Raw genomic sequence first — 22,007 nt, forward strand, 5'->3', positions numbered from 1 at the left:
ACGACCCACTGGCCGGGACCGCTGGTCGGCACGAGAGGAACACACATGGAACTCGATATTTTGTTTGAAGTGACGGTTGCGAAGCCGTGGGAGGGCAGTCGACAGGAGGCGGAACGACGCAAATTCGACAGCATCATCGAACAGGCCAAGCTCGCCGACAAGCTTGGCTTCCGTACTGCGTGGTGTGTGGAGCACCACTTCCGCGAGGGCCGGTCACACTCGTCGGCGCCCGAAGTACTCATCGGGGCACTCTCGCAGGTCACCAAGGATATTCGTCTCGGATTCGGTGTTGCTCTGATGCCACACGGATTCGGATCGCCGGTGCGCGTCGCGGAGCGCGTCGCGACCGCCGACGTGCTCAGCCACGGCCGCGTCGACTGGGGGAGTGGACGCTCCACCCTTAGCGAGCAGGCCGGCTTCGGCGTGCCGCACGGTGAACTGAGTAAGCGGCAATGGGCCGACGCCGTTCGGTCCGTGGCTGCCATGTGGCGGGAGGACCGATTCAGCTGGGACAGCGAGTTCCTGCAGTTCCCCACACCGCGACCTATCGTGCCCAAGCCGGCCCAGAGTCCCCATCCGCCCCCGTGGACGGCCGCCGTCAGCGACGGAAGCCCCGCGACTGCTGGGAAAGCCGGCCTAGGGCTGCTGTCGTTCTCCATCCTTCGCCCGATCGAGGAAATGGCGCGCCACATCCGTGAATACCGCGCTGCGGCCGCCAACCCCGAACCACTCACCGACGTCAGCCTGAACCGCGTCGCTGCATACACGCTTGTGCACTGCGCAGAGACAACCGCGAAGGCCGAGGAGAACGGCGCGTGGGAAGCGGTCTGGTGGTGGTATCAGAACCATGCCGAGCTCGCTCTCGAGTGGGACTTCCCCGAGATGAGTCAGGAGGAGCGCGACGTCGCCTTCCCGCTACTCAAACAGCGGGCGGAGGGGCACTTCGACGTCGAGGACTTCGGCGGTCACGACATGGTGATCGTGGGTGATGTGGACGCATGCATCGAGAAGATGAAGCTGTACGCCGATGCCGGCGCTGACCAACTCATCTGCTATAGCGAGTTCGGTCATCTCTCCCACGAGGCGATCATGGAGAACTTGGAGCTGATCGGCACCAAGATTCTGCCGGTCCTCAAGAACTACGAACCGAACCGCGATCGGTTTGGTTCCGGCTCCGCGACAACGCCTTCGACGTCGCACGTAACGCTGTCTCCTGGGGGAGTCACGAGGAAGTGACGGAAGGCGGTGACGGGGTGTTCGTTCGTGTGCTCGTCGTCGTCGTCGTGATCCGGTCTGCGGAACAGTTTGGATGAGCGATCCCGCGGAAGACGATTGGGTTGTTTTGGTGACAACCCGACTCGCGTTGCCGCTTGCGATCTACGTCGCTGCGGTCACCGTCGCGGTGATCGGGATCTTCGTCAGCGGCTGGGTGATTGTCGTCGGTGTGGCCGTCGCCGCCGCGGCGGCGCTGTGGGGCGTCGTCGCCGTACGCCGCCCGTGATCGCCTGGCGCTGGGATCGCTTCCCGGCCACGGCCATATCTCCGGCCCCGCCAGCGCTCACCGGTTGGGCCTCTGCACCCTCCGGCTGGTGCGCTGGGCCGGTGGCGTCGATACGTGGGTAACCAGGGGGCCACTCGGCCGCTCCCACGATCCCATGCGCCCTACTCACCGCTGACGGATGACGATGCGGCAGATCCGACGCCATTTCGTCGCATTGCGAACCACAGTCGTGGCGCAATCGGGACCGCACGGCCGGATCGCACGTCGATCGTGATCAGGACGGCCGTTCCGCCGGCGACCTGCACACCACTGTCGCTGCGCCACAGCGCTTGACTCAGTGTGAAGCTCTTGGCTGTTCGTTGAGTGGCTCGGACACCGCACGTAAGGCGTTCGCCGGGAAAGACCTCCGCGTCGAACCGCGTCGACGTCTCGCGCAGAATCGGCCGACAGCTGTCGTCGAAGACGACGTCGTGCGGAAGATCCAGACCGTCGTTGAGGTAGCGGGTCCAACTCTCGAACAGGATGTTCGCGATCTGCATGCCGTCCACGTGGCCCAGGTTCCCGCCGCCCGGAGCGATGACGTCGGTGCGCCATGCGTACTGATCAACTTTCATACGCAGCGAAGCTAGCGGGGCGCCGTTACACGGAACAGATCTCGCGCGCGACGAGAACGCGCGCCCGCGCCTTGGAGCCGTTAACGCGAGATGTAACAGGCCTGCGGCTTTACTACCACGACAATCGAACCTGAGATGGGCGTGCAGCGCGTGACGGGCCCGGATTTGACCGGCGATGCTAGGTGATGCGCCGACGGGCATGTTCGCCGCGGCCGAACGTGGGCCATCTCGCTAGCAACCCCAAAAGGAGACGGTAGTGCCCCTGTCGGAATCGGCACGCGCGTTGATCGACGCCATGGATGAACGCACGCCAAAAGTCGGTACCGAAGTGCTTGACGCCCGTGCGGCCCGCGAAATTCAGCGCGCCAACACCGTTGCGGGTCTGGAGATTCCGCTGGCGCGCGTGCGCGACTTGCGCGGCGGCATCGCCGGGGATTCGTCACCGGTGACCATCCGACTATACGAGGCGGAAACCACGTCAACTCACCGTCCCTTGATCGTCTTCGTGCACGGTGGCGGATGGGTGCTGTGTGACCTCGAGACCCACGATCCGATGTGCCGCCGCCTTGCGCGGGACACGGACGCGCTCGTTGCATCGATCGACTTCCGACGCGCACCAGAACATCCATTTCCCGGACCTCTGGAAGATGTGTACGCCTCGCTCGTTTGGCTTCACGACAACGCGGCTCGGCTTGGCGTGGACCCTCAGCGAATCGCGATCGCGGGCGACAGTTCGGGCGGAAACCTAGCTGGTGCAGCCACACTGATGGCCCGGGACCTCGGCGGCCCCACGATCGTGTTCCAGGCTCTGCTGTATCCGGTCACCGACTATCGCCTCGACACGAGGTCGTATCTGGAATTCGGCGAGTCTGGCGGGTTCCTGACCCGCGCGAAGATGGAGTGGTACTGGACGCAGTATCTCGGCGCGCAGGACCGCGGCCACCCGTACGTCTCGTTGGTGGACGCCGATCTCGGTGGGCTGCCGCGCACTCTGATCGTGGTGGCCGAATGCGACCCCTTGCGCGACGAGGGCGCAGCCTATGCCGAACGGCTTCAGACCGCGGGTAACGACGTGAGTCTGGTCTGCTACGAAGGCGCGTTCCACGGCTTCCTGTCCCTGGGTGACGTCCTTGACGTCGCAGACCTCGCGGGCGCCGAAACATGCAACTGGATCAAGGAGAGCTTCGCCGGTACCCCGGCGTAGATCGTAGAGAGCCCGCTCATTTCCGCGGGCCAACAAGAGAACACCCAGGGCGAACACGCCGCTGGGCACTACAGAGAAAGGATTTACGGTGAGCACCCAAACCAACAAGGAGCTCGTGCTTTCAATGGTCGCATCCGTCGTCGCGCCGGAAGCAGTGACCGACGACTTCGAGTTCTCGATTCAAGCCGACCCGTCAAGCCACGCGGCTGCCAGCCGCGTCTTGACGCGTGACGCACTGCTTCCAGGATTAGCCGCTACCAGGGAAACGTTCCGCTTCCCCGATGACGGACCAGCCGGCGATGGGCTGCGCCAGACAGTTCGATCAATCACCGCTGAGGACGATCGCGTCGTCGTCGAAACCGTGGCTGAAGGCGTGCTCAAGTCGGACCCCACCCGCAAGCTGAAGAACCGCGGCGTGTTCGTCTACGAATTCCGAGGCGACAAGGTGGCCCGCCTACGTGTCTATGAGGACACCGCGTACGTGATCGCGTTCTGGAGTGGCGAGAACAGCGCAATAAGCAACGCCGTCAACGCCACCTAACCGCCGACCTAGATGCACATGCTCACCAGTGCCATCGAAGAATGGGTCGGGGCTCACGGATGAACAAGCCGATGCTGCTCGGTGGTCTACGCTCGCCGATCGCCAAACGCAACGGAGGGCTAGCCGACCAGCACCCGGCGGAGTTACTCGGGAACCTCATGCGCGCAACGCTCGAGTCACTCACCATCGACGCGACAGATGTCGACGAGGTCTTCGTCGGCTGCGTTACTGCCACGGGCGACCAGGGCAACAACGTCGGGCGAACGGCGTGGCTGACGGCTGGTCTCCCCGTCAGCGTCCCCGCCACGACGGTCAACGCCAAATGTGGATCCAGTCAGCAGGCCTTGCACATCGGCGCAGCTTTGGTCGCCAGCGGGGCAGCTGAGGTCATCGTTTGTGCCGGGATCGAGCACATGACTCGCCACCCGCTCGGCCAGGACGTCGGCACGGAGATGGGAGATCCGTACTCGCCTTCCTATCGCGGCCACTACGAAACGACGACGCAGGGCGAGGCTGCGGAACGCATCGCTCGCCAATGGAAGCTAGATCGGCAACGGTGCGATGAGATCGCCGTCGTGTCCCAGGAGCGCGCCGCGGCGGCAATGAAGCGAGGTCGCTTCGCCCGGGAGATCCTCGAGGTCGGTACTTGCCGCACTGACGAGGGGCCACGGGTATCTACGCTGCAGTCGCTGCGCCGACTCAAGCCGGTGTTCGCTGCCGACGGTGTCCTTACCGCTGGTACCTCATCGCAGATTTCCGACGGCGCTTCTTGCGTCGTAGTCGTTTCAGAGCGGTATGCGGCCGGACACGGCCTTGAGCCAATGGCCGTGGTGGAGCACCAGTGCGTGATTGGGGTGGATCCCGTGTTGAAGCTGACCGGGCCGATACCGGCGACCAGGAAGATTTTGGCCAGATCGGGGCTCGGCGTGCAGGACGTCGACGTGTTCGAAGTCAACGAGGCGTTTGCCAGCGTGCTCGGGGCGTGGATCGACGAGATCCACGTGCCGCTGGAACGCGTCAACGTGAACGGCGGCGCAATCGCACTCGGCCATCCCGTCGGCGCGACCGGTTCGCGCCTGCTGTTAACGGCCGCGCACGAACTGCGTGAGTCCGGCGGGCATCGCGCACTGATCACAATGTGCTGCGGCGGCGGTCTCGGTACCGCAACCATCCTGCGGGCAGCCGCCTGACGTTACGCAGCGGCCCGCGGTGCACAGCGCATGGGGGTGTGGCCGACCGCTACCGACCCGGCACCCACTCACTGACTCGCGCCGCACGTACGCGGCGACGCGGCGCCGATTGTGACGTGAGGGCTACCCCACCCGAGCCGGCTGCGGCTTGGCCCCCGACGGACGATCGAGAATCGCCCGAGGTATATGGCATTCGCAGACCTGTTTCCGGTTGGCGTTCACCGAGGAGCCAGCCGCGTTGCGCCACACCGGAACCCGCGACATCGATGTAGCAGTTCATGGTGCCCGGAGCCGCCCAACGGTGACGCCCGAGGCGGCACCCGACATCCCGACCGTGCTGGCCCGATGGATTTCGCCGCACCCCAGCATGCACGCGTGAGATGCATTGGATACCGAGGTTGAGGACGAGTAACGGGTGATCTAACGCACAGTTGTGAAGGTTTGTGTCATGCCGCGTCCGGAGGTTACGAACCCATGAAGTTCCACTTCTTCCATCTCATGCCATACCCGGAGCTTCCGGCCGATCTTCGTGATCGGTATCGAAGCGTCTGGGTTGACCTTCCTGTCAAAGAAATCTATGACCCGGTGGTCGGCAACCGCGCCTATCACGAGTATCTCGATGAACTCGAATATGCCGACTCGGTCGGCTTCGACGGCATATGTGTCAACGAGCATCACCAAAACGGGTATGGCGGAATGCCATCGCCGAACCTCATGGCCGCAACGCTCGCCCGACGCACGTCCTCGTCGAACATCGTCGTACTCGGAAACACCGTGCCCCTGTACAACCCGCCGACACGGATCGCCGAAGAGTTCGCGATGCTCGATGTGCTCTCGGGCGGTCGACTAGTGGCCGGTATGCCGCTCGGTTCTGCGATGGACACGGCGTATGCCATGGGGCAGTCACCAACCACGCTGCGCGAGAAATACCGCGAAGGCGTCGACCTCATCACGCGGGCGTGGAAGGCTGACGAACCCTTCGCTTTCAACGGTAAGTACACACAGTTGCGGTACGTCAACCCGTGGCCTCGTCCGATACAGCAGCCACACCCCCCGATCTGGATTCCGGGCACCGGCAGCGTCGAGACGTGGTCCTGGTGCGCCGAGAACGACTACCTCTACGCGTATCTGTCGTTCTTCGGCTATGCGGGAGCGCAGAAGATGATGGACGGCTACTGGGACGTCGTCGCCGAGCAGGGTGGAGAGCGAAATCCCTTCTCGGCCGGCTTCGTGCAGACTGTCGCCGTTGCGGACAGCGATGCGCACGCCGAAGACCTGTATTCCGAGGCCGCGACGTACTTCTACAACCGGTGCCTCTACCTCTACCCCGGTTTCGTGTCACCTCCCGGCTACATGTCCGAGGCAAGCATGCGAAAGGGCATCGAAGGACAGATGCAACAAGCCGCGGCGATGTCGCCGGACTTGACGTGGAATCAGATGATCGAGCGTGGCTACATCATTGCCGGCCACCCGGATACCGTCACCGAACAGCTCAATGAGTTGACGACGAATCTGAACGTTGGCCAGCTGATGTTGTTACTGCACTTCGGCAATCTGTCACGTGAACGCACCATGGACAACATCGCCCGCTTCGCGTCGGACGTCGCCCCCCGCCTGCGCTCGAAGTTCTCCGAATACGAGGACCGGTGGACGCCACGTGCGGTCCAACCCGCCGGCACAACTCACCTCGGAGGCACGAAATGACCGACACCAGCTCATCGGCCAGGACCCCTTCCGCGCGGATCATCGAGAAGGGCAGTGGCGATCCGATCGTCTACCTTCACGGCCTGACTGGCATCGATGAGTCGGATCCGCTGGTGAATTCGCTTGCGGTGCAGTCGAACGTGATCGCTCCCGTCGCGCCCGGCTTCGATGCCGCGAACGATCTCGCGACCTTGGACGATGTCCACGACCTCGCGATGCACTACGAGGATCTATTGGCCTCGCGCGGACTCGACAGGGTGGCGCTGATCGGGCACTCGTTCGGCGGGATGATCGCAGCCGAGCTCGCGGCGCACTATCCGGCCCGTGTCTCGAAATTGGTCCTGATCGCCCCGCTCGGGCTTTGGGACGACGATCTGCGTGACGGCGACCTGCTCGGACACTCTCTCCCCGAGATGCCGGAGCTCCTTTGGGCCGATCCGACGAGCGACGTCGCTGCCGCGGCTTCAGGATCCGACCTGGAACCAGCCGTACAGGTCGACCGGATGATCGCAATGCTGCAAGGTTTCTCCGCGGTCGCGAAGTTCCTCTGGCCACTCCCAGACAAGGGGTTGGCAAAGCGGCTCCACCGCATCACTGCCAAGACCCTCGTCATCTGGGGCGGCAGCGATCGGGTCGTGTCCCCGGAATACGCTAAGCACTTCGCAGAGGCGATCTCCGGAGCCCAGTCGACTGTTTTGGACGATGCCGGGCACCTCGTAACCTACGAGCGGACCGCCGATCTCATGGGGCTTATCGGCGAGTTCCTCACCCAAAGTGATGGCGCGACAACGGGCCTCCAGGAATGACGGCCGTCAGTCGTGCGCGCGAACTCGTTGTGCTCAGATTTCGGGCGGGCTGAGCAACGGTGACGACCAGCACGAGAACCATCGGGTCGCCGGGATGGGCGGCGGCGGCGCTGCGGCGCCCGCGTACAGCGCTGCGACGTACCGCAATGACACCGGTGAACAGTGCGGCGACCGTTGGCCGAGGCATGATGTTGGCGGCGGCGGTCATTCGTTACTCGGTAACCGATGCGATATCGCTGCGCTTACCTTTTGCGGAACTCATCGGCCAAGCATGGACGCTCTACAAGGTGACGGCGCTGCCGGCGATCATGATGGCTGTCCCGTTCGGCGGAATGGTGGCCGTCCAGTCTTCGGGGCTGATCAACCAAGTAGGGGCGAGCTCATTGGTTGGAGCGGCAAGCGGGGTGGGCGTTGTCCGCCAGGGTGCACCGATCACCGCAGGGCTACTCATGGGTGGCGCGGCGGCCGCAGCGATCGCATCCGACCTTGGTGCGCGGGCGGTGCGTGAGGAACTCGATGCCCTACGCGTGATGGGTGTCGACCCGGTTCGTCATCTGGTCGTGCCACGTTTTCTGGCCCTGATAATGCTGGCACCCATCCTGTGTTCGGTCATCATCGCGTCGGCCGTGACCGCCTCGTTCCTCCTGGCGGTCACGGTTAGTGAAGTGACGACAGGAAGCTTCTGGGCGTCCTTCGGCGCCTTCGCGAAGATGGTGGACATCTGGTTTGCCATCGGTAAGGCAACTGTGTTCGCGGCAATCGTTGCGATCACCTCGTCGCTGAAGGGCATGGAAGCCAAAGGCGGGCCACGCGGTGTCGCGGATGCGGTGAATGCCGCTGTGGTGCTCAACGTGGTGGGCATCGTCATCGCGAATCTCGTGATCACGCAGCTGCAGACGATGTTCTTCCCGATGCAGGTGTCGTAATGAATCTCGTGAGCTCAGCCAACCAAGCTGCGCCCTCGGCGCAGTTCGTTGCCTGGCAGAAACTTTCGCTTCGCTTCGTTGCACTGTTCCGCACGATAGGACAGTGGGTCGTGTTCATCGCGCAAGTCGTGTACCTGCTGCCGCTGACGGTCCGTCAGTATCGCAGGGAGACCTTGCAACGAATGAACAGTCTCGCCTGGGGCCGTGGTTCATTGGTCGTAGACGGCGGCGTGATCAGCGTTCTGGTCATTCTCGGCATGGCCATTGGTGCCTCGATCGCGATCGAGGCATTCGCGACGCTGAACCTGCTCGGATTCGGAGCACTGTCGGGAATCGTCGGTGGCCTGGCCAATGTGCGAGAAATGTCGCCCCTCGTCGCCGGGATCGCGTTTGCGACACAGGCCGGGTGCCGTATGACCGCAGAAATAGGTTCGATGCGGATCGCTGAGGAAATCGACGCGGTCGAAGCGATGGGGCTGCGGGCGATTCCGTTTGTGGTTGGGACACGCTTCGTCGGCGGAATGCTTTGCGTAATACCAGGATTCATGCTGACGCTGCTGACTAGCTTCTTCATCTCCAACACCATGATCCGCGTGGTCTATGCCCAGGCTGCCGGCACGTACGACCACTACTTCGTTCAGTTCTTGTCGCCCACCGACATCGCCTATTCCACGATCAAAGCGTTCATCTTCTGTGCCGCGGTGACGATCATCCACTGCTATTACGGCTACTTCGCCACAGGTGGCCCTGTCGGCGTCGGACTCGCCTCTGGCCGTGCCGTACGCGCGAGTCTGGTCGCGATCATGGTGCTGGACTTCACCCTCACGGTATTTCTGTGGGGCCTCAAGCCGATGTTCGTATTCAAGGGTTAGGCAGATGACGTCGTTACTCAGGGCCTCTGAGGAATCAGAGACACGTACGCTGACCAGAGTCGGCGGCCTTCTGGTGCTTTCGCTGGTCGTCGCGACAACACTCTTTGTCGCAACCAAACCTTTGAGGCACCAATCACACGGCGTCATTTCAGTGGCGATCGAAACGCCCTATGTCGGGGAAGGCGTGACCAGTGGCACGCCACTGATCATGCACGGTGTGAAAGTCGGTGAAGTCAACGCCATCTCGAGCCATTCTGGCGGGGGTGTGCTGCTCAAGGCCGATCTCCAATCAGGCTCCACAACCGGGCTAACCGACACCATGGCGATCGACTTTCGGCCAGCCAACTACTTCGGCGTGACCGGAATCAACCTGATACCTGCAAACGGTGGTCGACCGCTCCAAAACGGCGCGCTGATCACCGTCACGCCGACAGGCAACTTCACACTGCAGGCGTTGCTCTCTCGCCTCGGCGAACTGTCGAACAACGTCGTCACCCCCCGGCTCGTCAGCGTGCTCGATCGCGCCACCCGTTACACCGACGCACTCAACCCGCTACTGGAGACGATGCTCATCACCGGTACGTCGCTGGCCAAAGTCCAGACAATCAGCACAGAGCAGCTCCTGCGCAACGCAACCGGTATCAGCGTCGCGTTCCCCGGCTACGTGAATGCGTTGGTCCAGACTGGAGATCACTACGTGCACTCCAAAATCGGCATCGGATTCAACGCCGACGAAGACTACAAGAACAACCCCTACGTCTCAACCTACGATGACGCACTCTTGAACCAGTACAACGCTGCCAGAAAGGCATTGGAATCCGATCCGGACGGCTTCACCTATGGACGTGTCAAGGACTGGCTGAAGGGTGCCGAGACCGACCTGTTCAGCAAGATTGGCAACCTGGAGTCCTCCCATATCTACGATCTCTTCCCTGCTGTTGAAGAATTCCGCCTCATCGCCGATGTGGTTCCGCAGTTGATCAGCCCGGCTGATATCGGAGATACATTGCGAGAACTGAGATCTCGCCTTGAACATATGTACGCGGGGTCTGGTGACCAGCGTGCCCTGCAGGTGCGGATCGTCCTGGATTCGCTTCCAGGCGTGGCGACTCCGCTCGGTTTGGTATTGGGAGGACCGCAATGAAACCGTTGGCGGCGCTGTGGCGGTTCACACTCGCCGCGCTTGTCGGCATCTTCCTACTGGTCGTGATTGCCAACACGATCCGCCAGCCGGTCGCGGTCGCCACGCACACGTACAACGCGGAATTCACTGACGTATCGGGGCTCCACGAGGGCGCAGATGTTCGGGTACGCGGCGTACGAGTAGGCAAAGTCGATGGAATCGAACTGAAACGGACCGACGGGCGCAGCCTCGCGGCAGTGAGATTCACGCTAGACAGGCGCTACAGCATCGTGCCGACTAGTCGGCTGGCCGTGAGATTCCAAGCGCTGACGGGGTTGCGCTATCTCGACGTGGCCGACGCCGTCGAAGGTGATGCGACGGCAAATCGTGTCGACAATGTGCCAAGCACCATGACACAACCCTCATTGGACGTCACGACGCTATTCAACGGTTTGCAACCCGTGTTAGTAGCACTGAATCCCGACGAGATCAACACGTTTACCGACAACGCGGCGTCATTCCTCGCCGGTGACGGTAGCGGTCTGGGACCCATGCTCGACAGCATGCGAAAACTCACCGCCCTCGTCTCCAACCGCGAACAGGTGATCTCGACACTCGTACAAAACCTAGCCACCCTTGCCGACGGTGTTCATGGTCGCTCCGACTATCTCATTCAGATACTGCAACTCGTAAAAGTGCCTATCGAGTCAGGGATGACAGTGCTCGACGAATTCAGGAAATCACAGATCTATGGCCCGGACTTCGTTGACGCGGCGTTGCGGCTGCTCGACAACGCAGGAATCAAACCCGGGATCGACATCGGCACCGCACTCGACAAGGCATTCACCAATGTCTACGACAACATCGACGCCATCAAGCGGGTCCCGGCGATCTGGGAAAACATCCAGCCACCTGCGCAAGTCGGCACACCGGCGCCATGTTCTCACGGGCGGGCAGAACTTCCCCTCCCCATGGATGTCCTTCTCAACGGCCGAAAGGTGATGCTATGCAATCAATGACGACGCCGATGCGCAGCCAGGTCCTCTGGGGCACCATGGCGTTGGCCGTAGTCACGATCATCGGCCTGGTCGTTGCCGTGGTCTACATCAGTCCGCCCCGACAACAGTTCGTCACGTTCTACACGCAGGACGCGCAATCCGTGCACCCCGGCGATACCGTGCGCGTAGCCGGGATTGTCGTCGGCAAGGTCAAAGACCTCGCGATTGAGCCGGACCGTGTCCTGGTGCGAGCCAGCGTGGATCAGACCGCTTTCGTCGGTGACCAGTCTCAGGTCGAAGTCCGCATGCTCACAGTCGTCGGCGGTTACTACGTCACCATCATCTCACTTGGTGACTCGCCCCTGGGAACGCGTGCGATTCCCGTGGAGCGGGTCACCATGCCTTACAGCCTCATACGCACTCTGTCGGACGCGACCACGATCACAGAACACGTTGCGACGAAGCCGATCAGGGAATCAATCGACGAATTACAGCATGGCCTGGCAGATGGAAACGTGGACGCCGCAACTAAACTCATCAACGCCGGCAACAGTATCACCGACATGATGGACAAGCAGCGCGGACAGCTCTCGTCCATTCTCGAACTGTCCAACGAGTATATCGCCTCGCTCAACGACAACCGCGACCTGCTGGAGTACCTGCTTTCCAGGGTCGCGATCCTCGAAGAGACGCTCATGTTGTACAGCAAGGGGTTCGGACAAGCCATCGCCGGGCTGGGGGAAGTCGGGAGGCGGCTGGAATCGGTCGCGGAGTTCTACATGCCGCACCGGTCTGAATTCCTCGACCGGGTCCGCGGTGTTCTGCGGGAGTTTCGTACGATCGCCGACCGAAACGGACTTCTCGTTCGGGTGCTCAACCGGATGCGCGACAGGATGGAACACGCGCTGGATGCGCAGAACAGTTCAGCGCCACCCGAGCTGTTCGCCACTGACCTGTGCATCCCAATGGAGGGGAGTCCCTGTTGATGTCCATTGGTAGTCGTTCAGTAGCGCACGCGTGGTACGCATGGGCTGGCGCCGCGCTGTGCGTGGCGGTCTGCGCAACTTCGTGTGGACCGCGGGCCGCGGCGCAGTCGCAGTTCTGTGCGGTCATGCCAGACAGTATCGGGCTCTACATCGGTAACCCCGTGACCCAAATGGGATACGAAATCGGGACCGTCAAGACCATCAAGCCCGCTGGCGGCGGGGCCGAAATCGGTTTCACCGTAAGCGAACAACGCTCCATACCGCAGAACGTCAAAGCAGTAATCCGCTCACCGTCGATTCTCGCCGACCGCGCGTTGGAGCTCGTCGGAAACTATGAGTCCGGTCCCAAGCTGGCACCCGGCGACTGCATCCCACTGAACCACTCGTCGACACCGATGAGCATCTCCAAGGTGATCGGATCTGCCACCAACTTCGTCAACGGACTCTCGCCGGACGGGTCGGCCAACATCAAAGACGCCCTCCGCGGTATCGACGAGGCCGTCAAGGGCAACGGAGCCCCACTGAACCAGTTGATCAGCACATCGGCTGCGCTGCTGGACAACCCCGACCAGACGATCGCCGATCTAGGCGCTCTCACTAGAAATATGGCCGAACTGACAGCAATGCTCAAAGCGAACAGAGAGCCCGCGAAGCAGATCCTGCAGGACATGCCGGTCACCGGGCCTGACCTCGCTTCCGCCCTCGAGGGCGGTGCGGATCTGTCCAAACCGTTACCCGAGCTCGTGCAACTGGTCAACGATCTCGAACTTCAGCTCGGCCCCGAAGTGCAGCTCGCACTCGACACGGTCTCTGACGCGCTTCGGCATTTGAGTCCGCATTACAAGGGGATCGCCAATATGCTCAACCCACTCCCGCGCTTCATCAGCGGGCTCGCCGGCGAGCCCGCTGATGCGACGGCCGGGGCCCTGGCCAAGCACCTCAACAACCACCTGTTCAACCTCCTGCCTTGGCGCCCACCGCTGTTCCGGATCCGAACACCCAATGGGCTCGTCACATGCGGTGTGATGAACGCGGCCATGCCTGGCAGCTGCGCTGACGTCGCCGGCCAACCGTATGCGGTAGACGTTGCTCTGCTGCAGTACGTCCTCACCGTGGCAGCGCAGCGATGAGCAGCCGAGCACGTTTGGCCGTTGCCATGCTCGTCGTAGCTGTGGCGGTCTCGTCTTGTGCATCGATCAGCGTCAATTCGGTACCGCTGCCAGGCAACACCTACGAGGGCGGCTACGACATCACGGTCGAGTTCGCCAACGTCCTCAACCTGCCCGACCGCGCCAAGGTGGTCATGGATGGCACCACGGTGGGTGTGGTGACGAGGGTGTCCAGTACCAGTAGCCACGTAGACGTCCGATGTCGAATTGACCGCGACGTCGTCGTGCCAGCGAACATCCGCGCCATTCTGCAGCAGGCCACCGTCCTTGGCGACATCTACGTCGCGCTGGAACGACGCGATGACGGCGATCCGGCAGCACCTTTGGGGCCCAGTAGTCGGATCCCACTGGCACAGACCACATCTCCGCCCCAGCTCGAGGACACCATCGCGAGTCTGGCCAACTTCATCGGCAGCGGATCAATACAACGATTGCAGAACACGTTGGTCCGCATCAACGCCATTACTCCAGCTCCAGATCAGATCCGCCAGATGTCCTCGCGGGTGGCAACCGACCTCAAGGACCTGTCGACCAACATCGATGTTGTCGATCAGTGGCTTACGGGGCTTTCCGACACGACAACCGTGATGGCTGCTAGCACCCCAGCATTCAAGTTATGGTTCTCGCCTCCGGGATTGGCCGGGTTCAAACGAAACATGATCGTGGCCAACACGTTCGGCAAGCAATTGCCCTCTCTCGGCTCCGTCTACAACGGCGGGTATTGGTTGGTTCCGCTGCTCAAGTCCATTGCGGGTGCCCTCGGGGCGATTCAGCAGTCGAAGTGGGCAGTAGAGGAGGAATATCCGGCGTGGCGTCGCTTCATCACCGACTACTACATGCCGCAAGACAAATATCCGGCAATCAACATCACCTCGATCATCGGCCCTGATGGCCGGGAACTATCCGGTGATGTCCAGCAGGTTCTACGCATGCTCGGAGCTGTGCCATGAAGATAACAAGCCTGACGTCCTTCATCGCGTTCGTGGCGATGATCGTCGCATTCATCGGCTACGTCGCATCACTGGGAATTCGGATCACTCCGCCGGCGAATCGAGTGAATGTCTCGATGGATGTGTCCGACGTCAACAATATCGTCGTCGACTCCAATGTGCTTCTCCACGGGATACCGGTCGGTAAAGTGACCGATATCGACACGTCGGTCTCAACGGCGTCGATACGCTTCTATATCGACGGTCAGTACAAAATCCCAGTCGATAGCGATGTGCGACTGGAAAACCTTTCGGCACTCGGGGAATCCTACATCGAATTAGATCCCCGGAATATCGGCGGCCAGGTGTTGCAGAACGGCCAGCGCATCGCGACCGAAGACGTGAAACGACCGGCCTCGATATCCGAGCTAGGCACCACCGTAGTGCGGGTCCTCAACCAACTCGATCCTGACCAACTCAAGCGCACTATCGATGAGGTCGATGTCGGCCTACCCGACCCGAACACGGTGCTGCCCAACATTTCCCGCGCGAGCCTGCTGCTGCGCAACACCACGACGGATCTCAAGGGGCGCGGGCATGACACACTTGACAACCTGCAGATACTCCTGGAGAACGCCGGCTTCGTCGGCCCGGCACTCGCCCAGGCGGCGCCTCCCATCGCCCGACTTGGCCCCAGCATTGAGGCCCTGTGGAACTATTCCACCGACATCACACTGCGCACCGATTCGCCCGCAAGCGTCTACCACTTCGGTGGCTTCATTCAGCGAATACAGAATTTGCTTGACGATCGCGGCGCCGACATTCGAGTGCTAACCGAACCCATGCTAGGAAACATCAAAGCCATCGCGGCGTCGCTCACCACTATCGACAGCAGCCAAATCCTCACCCACTTGCTCAACTCCGTGCCTGAAGACGGCGCGATCGACCTGCACGTGACAATTCCGGAAAGCGAGCCGAACAAATGACGACGACGTCCCGCGACACCAAGGAAGGTCTGGCGAACGGGCTAGACGTCGATGCGTCTGACCGGGAGGCGGACACTGTGCCACCAACCGGGTTGACCGACTTCGAAGCCGATTCGGAGTCGCATTCCGACGCGTTGACGACACCAACCGAAGCCAAGGCCCGCCGGGTCTCGGTTTCTGTTCGCACTCTGGCGCTGGCCGCACTGATCCTCAGCTTGATCGCGGCCACCGGTGTGATGACATGGTTGTACCTCGGCGCCAACTCGAGGCTCGACGACCAAGCTCGGCAAGTCGACAACAACAAGCACGCCGAACAAATCGCCCTCGACTACGCAGTCAACGCCGCCATCATGGACTTCCAGAATCTCGCCCCCTGGAAAGAGAATCTCGTCAAGGGCACGACCGCTGAACTCAGAGACAAACTCAACAAGGCCGCGACAGAGATGGACCAAATCCTGCTGCCCCTGCAATGGAGTTCCGCAGCACGCCCGCTCGTGGCCAAGGTGCGCACCGACAACAACGGGATGTACATAGTGGACGCGTTCGTCAGCGTCTCGACGAAGACGGTTCAAGCGCCAGATAGCTTGCAGTCCACCGCGACCTACAGCATCACCCTCGATCGCAACCACGACTGGCAGATCACCGACGTCGGTGGAATCGACGCCATGGTCGGCGCAAAGTAGCCAACCAGTACCCGGAGGTACCCAATATGCCAACCTCATCTCGGTGCGAGGCGACCTACTCGACCACACGTCGCCAAATGCGCGCTGTCACGCGGTGGTTGGTTCTCTTTGTTTCGATGGCCGTGGTGTTGATCGGGCCCGCCCACGCTGATCCGTCGAACCAGCCTGCCCCACCGCTACCGGTTTTCACTCCGACGTCAAACAACTGGGCACCGAAATACCCATTCCCGTATGACGCCACTCGGAAGGACGTCACAGACGCTGACATCACCGCGGAAGGCGAGATGTGTCAGTGGTTCAACGGGCAATACGAAGTGTTACAGCGCCAAATTGATGCATTCGGGTTCAATCTCCTTGCTGCCAACAATGACTGGGTAGTTGACGGAATCCAGTTGCAGGCCGACGCCGTGACCGCCAACATCGACCAGGCCGAGGCCTTTCTCGCGCCGCGGGCCGAGGCCCTGACTCACAGCGAGGACTTCGCTGGCGACGAATACTTTCCTCTGTATCAGGGGGAGAGTTTCTACCGCCTGTGGCAGCATCTGTCGAACGTCGGGACTGGCATCAAGGCTCGCAATACGGCATGGGTGTTCGGTCCGTCCGTGCAGCGGGTGAAGCATTGGGGCAGCCGAATTGTACGGTCGCATGTCTGCGACTAGCTGTTGGGCGTGTGCACGACTTCCCTGCGTGTCACTGCTGGCTTCGACGACTGTTTCCTCGACTCACACTTCAGGTGGAACGGAAGAAACCGGACCTGCGGCGCGTTGGTAGTGATGTGACGTATCAACAGATCTCGATCACCGGCCGAGAGGAGCTGGGCGATCGCTCCCAGCCGATCCAAGCGTTGTCGGAGTTCTACCGTGCCTTCAACGCCCGCGACCTCGAGCTTGCCGCCCGCAGTTGGGACAACGGCGACGACTCGGTGATGGACAACCCGCTCGGGGGCATCAGCCGCGGCTGGCCAGCTATCGAGGCGGTGTACGCGAAGTTGTTCAACGGTCCGAACCGGGTCCAGGTTGAGTTTTGGGATTACAGCATCGTCGAGACCGCGGACTGCTTCATCGCGATCGGCCGCGAAAGGGGATCGCTGACGATGCATGATGGCACGACCCTAGAGCTTCGCATCCGTACTAGCCGCGTCTTCCGCCGTGCCTCCGATAACGAATGGCGGCAGGTGCATCATCACGGCTCCATCGACGAGCCGGACCTGTTGAGGGCATATCAGTCAGCCGTCATCGGGTAGCAGGGCGCGCGGGCCGCCGGGACAACAACTCCGGCCCACGATCGCGATGTGTACGTCGTGTCCAAGTTGGCTAGGGACCCGCCAATACCACCGCAGCCAGCACATACCCTTGATCCCCATCGCCATCGCTCAGCGCGTTGACGCCGTATTTCGTGTAGGAACAGTCGGGGATGGCCGCATAACCTTCGACTACGACGCCGCGGTTTGCCTTGGCCTCGACATCTCCATAGCCGACAAGCATTTTCGCCTTGCTCGTGTTGTAGCCCAAGTCCCGCAAGACGGGCATCGGATCCTCGAAGGGTATGAAGCGTGCGGTATGCAGGATGTTGGAGTCCGTTTCAGAGTTAGCGCGCTGGGCCACGCCGTCGAGAATTGGGTCGGATTGGAGCGGCGGACAGCCCGCTGCAGCGCGGGCAGAGTCGACCTCAGACTTCAGAGCCGTTGTCGCGTCCGCCGCCGCCGTGGGTGCAACCCACGTCGCCAAGACGGCACCCGCTGCGATGCCCAGGGTGACTTGCTTCATTCGTCGCCAGCGCCGCATCGCATGCGGCTGTCGACCCCGCTCATCTGCAGACCCCCGAGGGTCAGTGCGCGGGAAGTCCTCGCCACGAAGCCTTGTCATCCGTTACTCGCCTCCTGAAGCTGCACGGGCGTTAGCCCCGTTGCGGTCGATCCGATCACTGGCGACGCCCACGCACGCGTGGTCACGTCGTGACTCAACACCCTGCGGCGGCGAGAACCGCGTCCGCCCCCGAGCTCAACACCCAGCCGGAGATACGTCGGCTGAGTTCTGTCCAGTCGCATCGGGTTGGGCTGGAGTGTGTCCCGCTCGCACTTGTTCTCGACAGGGTCAGCAGGAGGTCGTGATCGTGGTCGCATTCGCCGTGGATGGATAGATGCGGAACCCCGATCGCTGGCGCTGCAACGCTTGCAGACGCCGGCCGTGACCACGGGAACACGGCGTTCCCACTTACCCATTGGCTCACGCGCGAATCCTGCGCCAGCCGGGCGATCGCGGAGAGATCCGTGTTCGAGAGATCGACGACGGTCGCGCCGTCGGTTGCGATGTCGATCGTGCTCGTAGCCACGTCGAGTAGTCGCCGAACCAGCCCGCCTCGCAGGTAGTGTTCCGGGATCGCGGTGGACTGCAGGCCGGCGCGAGGCGCAATGTCGATGCACATACATGCGATTCCTGCGCGGTTGAACTCGTCGGCGAAGAGGAGGTACAACAGTTCAGCGGAGGCCTCCGCGCTCGGAAGCATGACGACCAGCGGCGTGCGCATGGTCGTACACGACGTGCGCAGGTACCCAGTCACGTTCCACGGACCGACGCTGACTTCATAGATCGTCAGCTTCGTACCCTCGAACCGCAACGCAGCGGCAAGGTCCTTCGCGGCCGCGCCGCGGCCCTCCGCGGAGGCGTGCGGCTTGCCCGACTGCCTACTGGAGATCAGGCGGTATAGGGCGGCGACCTTGAGCGCTCGACTCGCCTCGACGAGGTCCCCCTCATGGGCCTGATCCGCGGCAGCGTCCTCGGCGGCCGCCGCGTACATACTCCACAGTCGGAAGCCGGCCAAACTGGACGGAGCCGCAACGTCGAGATAGCGGTTCGGCAAGTCATACGGCAAGCGAACGCAGAACGCCCGACACGCGGCGTCGGACGCTGCTGGTGCCCCCCGAATCCGAGGCAACATCTCGCCCATACGATTAGCGTCGGCGAACACCGTTACGTGCCGCGTTATCTCGACCCGGGTAGCTGGGCAGCTGCCCGCGGTCGGGCGCAGAACGGGAGGTACTCGCGACCGCGATCGCACAACGCCGCGTGTTGTCGCCAACCGTCGCGCGCCCTCCATGGCGACCGAAGACGGTAACGATGACCGTAACGGCGACGGCCCAACGTGGATGTGCAACAACCACGAAACGGAGAGCCGGTGAGAAAATCGCCAGCATCGAGCGCTGTCGACACGACCGTTGCGTCGTCTGCGATGCGTGCCACGCTCGGGAGGTTTTGCACCGGCGTCACCATCGTGACTGCGGCGGCGGAGTCGGGACCGGCCGGCTTCACCTGTCAGGCGTTCAGCGCCGTGTCGCTCGAGCCGCCACTCGTGCTTCTGTGCCCGGCGAAAACCTCGACGAGTTGGCCGAAGATTTCACGCGCACAACGGTTTTCCATCAACGTCCTCGGGAGCGGCCATGAGGAACTGTGCCGTGACTTCGCCGTCTCGGCTGGCGACAAATTCGCCGGACGGTCCTGGCACGTCAGTGCGCGCACCGATGCCCCCATCCTTGCCGACGCGGTGGCGGTCATCGACTGCGTGATCGAGGCAGAGCACGACGCCGGCGATCACACAGTCGTCATCGCACGCGTGTTGGGACTCGAACACACCGATGACGAACCGCTGCTCTTCTTCCGCGGACGGTTCCATCGGCTTTCCGATCGAAGTGGGTGATCGCGACGACGAGTTGCGCTACCCCATGCACCCTGTTCCCGACGTCGCACACCGGCACCAATCACGAACAAACGGAGGCACGATGAACTTGGCCGTACCGAATACGATGAAGGGCCACTCGGTGACCGTCGACGAGTTCGAAGCCACATATTCAGACTGCTCGAACTGGACCAAGTGGGGTCCCGACGATCAACGTGGCACTCTGAATTACGTTACGGCCGCGAAGATCACAGAGGCCGCGAGCCTCGTTCGAGACGGTCGCGCAATCTCCCTTCAGGTACCGATGGACGACAGCGGCCCGCAGACTGGGGCGTTCGGCCGATACAACCCCATTCATCACATGCTTGTTTCCGGTGCCGATCACGTCGCGCAGACGGAGCCGTCGCCACTGGGTTTCGGGTACGCCGATGACTCCCTGTTCTTGTTCTTGCAAGGCGGGACCCAGTGGGACGCGCTGTCGCACATCTTCCGCGACGGACGAATGTACAACGGGTTCCCCGCCAACCATGTGTCCAGTCGCGGTGCCCGTTCGCTGGGCATCGAGCACAATCCGACGCTCGTGTCACGCGGCGTTCTTCTCGATCTGGTCGCCGTCCTTGGGGAACCGATGTCACCAGGTGACGTCGTGCTCCCGGAGCTGCTCGACGCGGCATGTGCTCATGGGGGAGTCACTGTCGGCGAAGGCGACATCGTGCTGATCCGCACCGGCGACATGATGGCGCGCCGCGACTCACCCGGCTGGGGCGGCTTCTCGCTCGGCGACGCGCCCGGTCTCTCGCTGCGTAGCGCACGCTGGCTCGCCGAGCACCGTGTCGCGGCCGTCGCAACGGATACCTGGGGCGTTGAGGTCAGGCCCAATGAGATCGCCGACGCGTTCCAGCCGATGCATCTGGTGTTGATCGTGTCGATGGGCATGCACTTGGGCGAGATCTGGGACCTGGACGCTCTCGCCGCCGACTGCGCCAACGACGGCCGGTACGAATTCATGCTCGTCGCACCGTCTTTGCGCATCACCGGCGCCGTCGGCTCGCCAACCAATCCCCAGGCAATCAAATAGCGGCCGCCCGCACCAGCCGATGACAGGAATGAACACCGATGTTTACCGCTGACCGCCTTGAGGTGCGAATCCTCGTCGAAAACTGGGTCGACATGCTGCTGCCCGATCTACACATCGGCGACGCCAGCCAGCATTGCGTCACCCGAACCGGGTTGATCGAGCATTTCGATCCGAAGCTGACTGCGCCGCAAGCCGAGAACGGCATCAGCTTGCTGGTTAGGGCCACTCGCGGCGCTCGCACCTACACGACACTGTTCGACGTCGGCCTCACCGGGTCGGTGCTGGCCCACAACCTTCGCGCGCTCGGTGAGGATCCGACCACCATCGATCACGTCGTCATCAGTCACGGTCACCCCGATCACTACGGTGGCATCGATCGTTTCCTTGGCGAGCTCGACCGCGCCGTGCCGGTCGCGACGCATCCCGACGCGTTCCTTCCGCGATACGCCGTGATGGCCGACGGCCGCACGTCGCCGTTCTACAACGCGGCCTTCAACCAGGAGAGCCTTTCGACGGCCGGTGCGCGCTTCGTCCTCGTCCGCGAACCACTCGAACTGGGATGCGGGGTGCGGACCACAGGAGAGATCCCCCGCTTGGTCGACTACGAAGGACCCCGTCCTCCCGCCGCGCCTGGCGACCCCGGCCTCTATCAGGTCGCCGCCGACGGCCGGGTAGGCCTTGACGAGGTGACCGACGAGCAAGCGCTCGTCATCGACGTTGCCGGCGAAGGCCTGGTCGTCCTCACCGGGTGTGCTCACGCAGGCGTCATCAACACCCTTCACCGGGCCCGTCAAATCAGCGGCGAGAAGCCAATTCGAGCCGTCATCGGGGGGTTTCACCTCGGCTTTCCGACCACGCCCGCCGAGAACGTCGACAAGACCGTCGAAGCGATGCGCGACCTCGAGGTACAGATGATCGTCCCAATGCACTGCAGCGGGCTACGTGCGCACGCGGCGTTCTCGTCAACCCTGCCGCGTCAGTACGTGCAGCCGTCGGTAGGCAGCTCCCTCTGGTTCGGAAAATAG

Annotated in this window: 24 protein-coding genes; 21 read left to right on the forward strand and 3 right to left on the reverse strand. The window is 62.3% G+C overall.

What is annotated here, in order from left to right:
* Positions 1-69: 69 nt before the first annotated feature.
* Both SLQ30_RS26655 and SLQ30_RS26660 read left to right on the forward strand, forming a co-directional pair.
* Positions 70-1,236, forward strand: coding sequence for an LLM class flavin-dependent oxidoreductase (locus SLQ30_RS26655; protein WP_319449723.1), 1,167 nt, complete (start codon positions 70-72; stop codon positions 1,234-1,236).
* Positions 1,237-1,345: 109 nt separating this feature from the next.
* A complete protein-coding gene (locus tag SLQ30_RS26660; RefSeq protein WP_319449722.1) occupies positions 1,346-1,501 on the forward strand; it encodes a hypothetical protein in 156 nt (51 codons plus the stop codon).
* Between the two features lie 161 nt (positions 1,502-1,662).
* Here SLQ30_RS26660 and SLQ30_RS26665 read toward each other — a convergent pair whose 3' ends face one another.
* On the reverse strand, positions 1,663-2,115 hold the full coding sequence (locus tag SLQ30_RS26665) for an acyl-CoA thioesterase (protein ID WP_319449721.1): 453 nt from the start codon (positions 2,113-2,115) through the stop codon (positions 1,663-1,665).
* Between the two features lie 256 nt (positions 2,116-2,371).
* Between SLQ30_RS26665 and SLQ30_RS26670 the strand changes: the two genes are divergently transcribed.
* From SLQ30_RS26670 to SLQ30_RS26745, 16 genes are all read left to right on the forward strand, one after another.
* Positions 2,372-3,319: an alpha/beta hydrolase gene (locus SLQ30_RS26670; protein WP_319449720.1), complete on the forward strand. Its 948-nt coding sequence runs from the start codon at positions 2,372-2,374 to the stop codon at positions 3,317-3,319.
* Between the two features lie 88 nt (positions 3,320-3,407).
* The gene (locus SLQ30_RS26675; RefSeq protein WP_319449719.1) at positions 3,408-3,860 is read left to right on the forward strand and encodes a nuclear transport factor 2 family protein; all 453 of its coding nucleotides are present in this window, start codon (positions 3,408-3,410) and stop codon (positions 3,858-3,860) included.
* Positions 3,861-3,919: 59 nt separating this feature from the next.
* A complete protein-coding gene (locus tag SLQ30_RS26680) occupies positions 3,920-5,050 on the forward strand; it encodes a thiolase family protein (protein WP_319449718.1) in 1,131 nt (376 codons plus the stop codon).
* 474 nt (positions 5,051-5,524) lie between these two features.
* The gene (locus tag SLQ30_RS26685) at positions 5,525-6,754 is read left to right on the forward strand and encodes an LLM class flavin-dependent oxidoreductase (protein ID WP_319449717.1); all 1,230 of its coding nucleotides are present in this window, start codon (positions 5,525-5,527) and stop codon (positions 6,752-6,754) included.
* Positions 6,751-7,560 (forward strand): alpha/beta hydrolase, encoded by an 810-nt coding sequence (locus SLQ30_RS26690; protein WP_319449716.1) that lies wholly within the window; start codon positions 6,751-6,753, stop codon positions 7,558-7,560. Before SLQ30_RS26685 ends, SLQ30_RS26690 begins: the two co-directional genes overlap by 4 nt.
* A 110-nt stretch (positions 7,561-7,670) precedes the next feature.
* Positions 7,671-8,486: an ABC transporter permease gene (locus tag SLQ30_RS26695; protein WP_413468191.1), complete on the forward strand. Its 816-nt coding sequence runs from the start codon at positions 7,671-7,673 to the stop codon at positions 8,484-8,486.
* On the forward strand, positions 8,486-9,358 hold the full coding sequence (locus SLQ30_RS26700; RefSeq protein ID WP_319449715.1) for an ABC transporter permease: 873 nt from the start codon (positions 8,486-8,488) through the stop codon (positions 9,356-9,358). Before SLQ30_RS26695 ends, SLQ30_RS26700 begins: the two co-directional genes overlap by 1 nt.
* 4 nt (positions 9,359-9,362) lie before the next feature.
* On the forward strand, positions 9,363-10,502 hold the full coding sequence (locus SLQ30_RS26705) for a Mammalian cell entry related domain protein (RefSeq protein ID WP_319449714.1): 1,140 nt from the start codon (positions 9,363-9,365) through the stop codon (positions 10,500-10,502).
* On the forward strand, positions 10,499-11,500 hold the full coding sequence (locus SLQ30_RS26710; protein ID WP_319449713.1) for an MlaD family protein: 1,002 nt from the start codon (positions 10,499-10,501) through the stop codon (positions 11,498-11,500). Before SLQ30_RS26705 ends, SLQ30_RS26710 begins: the two co-directional genes overlap by 4 nt.
* Entirely contained in the window at positions 11,488-12,465 is a 978-nt protein-coding gene (locus tag SLQ30_RS26715; RefSeq protein WP_319449712.1) for an MlaD family protein, read from the forward strand. Before SLQ30_RS26710 ends, SLQ30_RS26715 begins: the two co-directional genes overlap by 13 nt.
* A 125-nt stretch (positions 12,466-12,590) precedes the next feature.
* Positions 12,591-13,595 carry an MlaD family protein gene (locus SLQ30_RS26720; RefSeq protein WP_319449711.1) on the forward strand — a complete coding sequence of 335 codons (1,005 nt, stop codon included), beginning with the start codon at positions 12,591-12,593 and terminating at the stop codon, positions 13,593-13,595.
* Positions 13,592-14,584, forward strand: coding sequence for an MlaD family protein (locus SLQ30_RS26725; RefSeq protein WP_319449710.1), 993 nt, complete (start codon positions 13,592-13,594; stop codon positions 14,582-14,584). Before SLQ30_RS26720 ends, SLQ30_RS26725 begins: the two co-directional genes overlap by 4 nt.
* Entirely contained in the window at positions 14,581-15,549 is a 969-nt protein-coding gene (locus tag SLQ30_RS26730; RefSeq protein WP_319449709.1) for an MlaD family protein, read from the forward strand. The genes SLQ30_RS26725 and SLQ30_RS26730 overlap by 4 nt, the downstream gene beginning before the upstream one ends.
* On the forward strand, positions 15,546-16,232 hold the full coding sequence (locus tag SLQ30_RS26735) for a hypothetical protein (protein WP_319449708.1): 687 nt from the start codon (positions 15,546-15,548) through the stop codon (positions 16,230-16,232). Before SLQ30_RS26730 ends, SLQ30_RS26735 begins: the two co-directional genes overlap by 4 nt.
* 116 nt (positions 16,233-16,348) lie before the next feature.
* On the forward strand, positions 16,349-16,891 hold the full coding sequence (locus SLQ30_RS26740; protein ID WP_319449707.1) for a hypothetical protein: 543 nt from the start codon (positions 16,349-16,351) through the stop codon (positions 16,889-16,891).
* A gap of 116 nt (positions 16,892-17,007) precedes the next feature.
* Positions 17,008-17,475 (forward strand): YybH family protein, encoded by a 468-nt coding sequence (locus tag SLQ30_RS26745; RefSeq protein WP_319449706.1) that lies wholly within the window; start codon positions 17,008-17,010, stop codon positions 17,473-17,475.
* 70 nt (positions 17,476-17,545) lie between these two features.
* On the opposite strand, the gene SLQ30_RS26750 is transcribed toward SLQ30_RS26745, so the two are convergent.
* Together SLQ30_RS26750 and SLQ30_RS26755 are read right to left on the reverse strand one after the other, a co-directional pair.
* The gene (locus SLQ30_RS26750; RefSeq protein ID WP_319449705.1) at positions 17,546-17,998 is read right to left on the reverse strand and encodes a hypothetical protein; all 453 of its coding nucleotides are present in this window, start codon (positions 17,996-17,998) and stop codon (positions 17,546-17,548) included.
* 193 nt (positions 17,999-18,191) lie between these two features.
* Positions 18,192-19,178: a hypothetical protein gene (locus SLQ30_RS26755; protein ID WP_319449704.1), complete on the reverse strand. Its 987-nt coding sequence runs from the start codon at positions 19,176-19,178 to the stop codon at positions 18,192-18,194.
* A 228-nt stretch (positions 19,179-19,406) separates the two neighbouring features.
* On the opposite strand from SLQ30_RS26755, the gene SLQ30_RS26760 reads away from it, so the two are divergent.
* From SLQ30_RS26760 to SLQ30_RS26770, 3 genes are all read left to right on the forward strand, one after another.
* Positions 19,407-19,925 carry a flavin reductase family protein gene (locus SLQ30_RS26760; protein WP_319449703.1) on the forward strand — a complete coding sequence of 173 codons (519 nt, stop codon included), beginning with the start codon at positions 19,407-19,409 and terminating at the stop codon, positions 19,923-19,925.
* An 82-nt stretch (positions 19,926-20,007) separates the two neighbouring features.
* Entirely contained in the window at positions 20,008-20,982 is a 975-nt protein-coding gene (locus SLQ30_RS26765; protein WP_319449702.1) for a cyclase family protein, read from the forward strand.
* A gap of 38 nt (positions 20,983-21,020) precedes the next feature.
* A complete protein-coding gene (locus tag SLQ30_RS26770; protein WP_319449701.1) occupies positions 21,021-22,007 on the forward strand; it encodes an MBL fold metallo-hydrolase in 987 nt (328 codons plus the stop codon).

The sequence above is a fragment of the Mycobacterium sp. RTGN4 genome (genome assembly GCF_033804635.1).
GTDB lineage: Bacteria > Actinomycetota > Actinomycetes > Mycobacteriales > Mycobacteriaceae > Mycobacterium.

Bases quoted from the DNA above. Each gene is read 5' to 3' on its own strand.
- SLQ30_RS26720 (WP_319449711.1), top strand. From the start codon at position 12,591: ATGCCAGACAGTATCGGGCTCTACATCGGTAACCCCGTGACCCAAATG.
- SLQ30_RS26685 (WP_319449717.1), top strand. From the start codon at position 5,525: ATGAAGTTCCACTTCTTCCATCTCATGCCATACCCGGAGCTTCCGGCC.
- SLQ30_RS26715 (WP_319449712.1), top strand. From the start codon at position 11,488: ATGCAATCAATGACGACGCCGATGCGCAGCCAGGTCCTCTGGGGCACC.
- SLQ30_RS26705 (WP_319449714.1), top strand. From the start codon at position 9,363: ATGACGTCGTTACTCAGGGCCTCTGAGGAATCAGAGACACGTACGCTG.
- SLQ30_RS26710 (WP_319449713.1), top strand. From the start codon at position 10,499: ATGAAACCGTTGGCGGCGCTGTGGCGGTTCACACTCGCCGCGCTTGTC.
- SLQ30_RS26765 (WP_319449702.1), top strand. From the start codon at position 20,008: ATGAACTTGGCCGTACCGAATACGATGAAGGGCCACTCGGTGACCGTC.
- SLQ30_RS26680 (WP_319449718.1), top strand. From the start codon at position 3,920: ATGAACAAGCCGATGCTGCTCGGTGGTCTACGCTCGCCGATCGCCAAA.
- SLQ30_RS26700 (WP_319449715.1), top strand. From the start codon at position 8,486: ATGAATCTCGTGAGCTCAGCCAACCAAGCTGCGCCCTCGGCGCAGTTC.
- SLQ30_RS26665 (WP_319449721.1), bottom strand. From the start codon at position 2,115: ATGAAAGTTGATCAGTACGCATGGCGCACCGACGTCATCGCTCCGGGC.
- SLQ30_RS26740 (WP_319449707.1), top strand. From the start codon at position 16,349: ATGGCCGTGGTGTTGATCGGGCCCGCCCACGCTGATCCGTCGAACCAG.
- SLQ30_RS26750 (WP_319449705.1), bottom strand. From the start codon at position 17,998: ATGAAGCAAGTCACCCTGGGCATCGCAGCGGGTGCCGTCTTGGCGACG.
- SLQ30_RS26690 (WP_319449716.1), top strand. From the start codon at position 6,751: ATGACCGACACCAGCTCATCGGCCAGGACCCCTTCCGCGCGGATCATC.
- SLQ30_RS26770 (WP_319449701.1), top strand. From the start codon at position 21,021: ATGTTTACCGCTGACCGCCTTGAGGTGCGAATCCTCGTCGAAAACTGG.
- SLQ30_RS26735 (WP_319449708.1), top strand. From the start codon at position 15,546: ATGACGACGACGTCCCGCGACACCAAGGAAGGTCTGGCGAACGGGCTA.
- SLQ30_RS26755 (WP_319449704.1), bottom strand. From the start codon at position 19,178: ATGGGCGAGATGTTGCCTCGGATTCGGGGGGCACCAGCAGCGTCCGAC.
- SLQ30_RS26730 (WP_319449709.1), top strand. From the start codon at position 14,581: ATGAAGATAACAAGCCTGACGTCCTTCATCGCGTTCGTGGCGATGATC.
- SLQ30_RS26725 (WP_319449710.1), top strand. From the start codon at position 13,592: ATGAGCAGCCGAGCACGTTTGGCCGTTGCCATGCTCGTCGTAGCTGTG.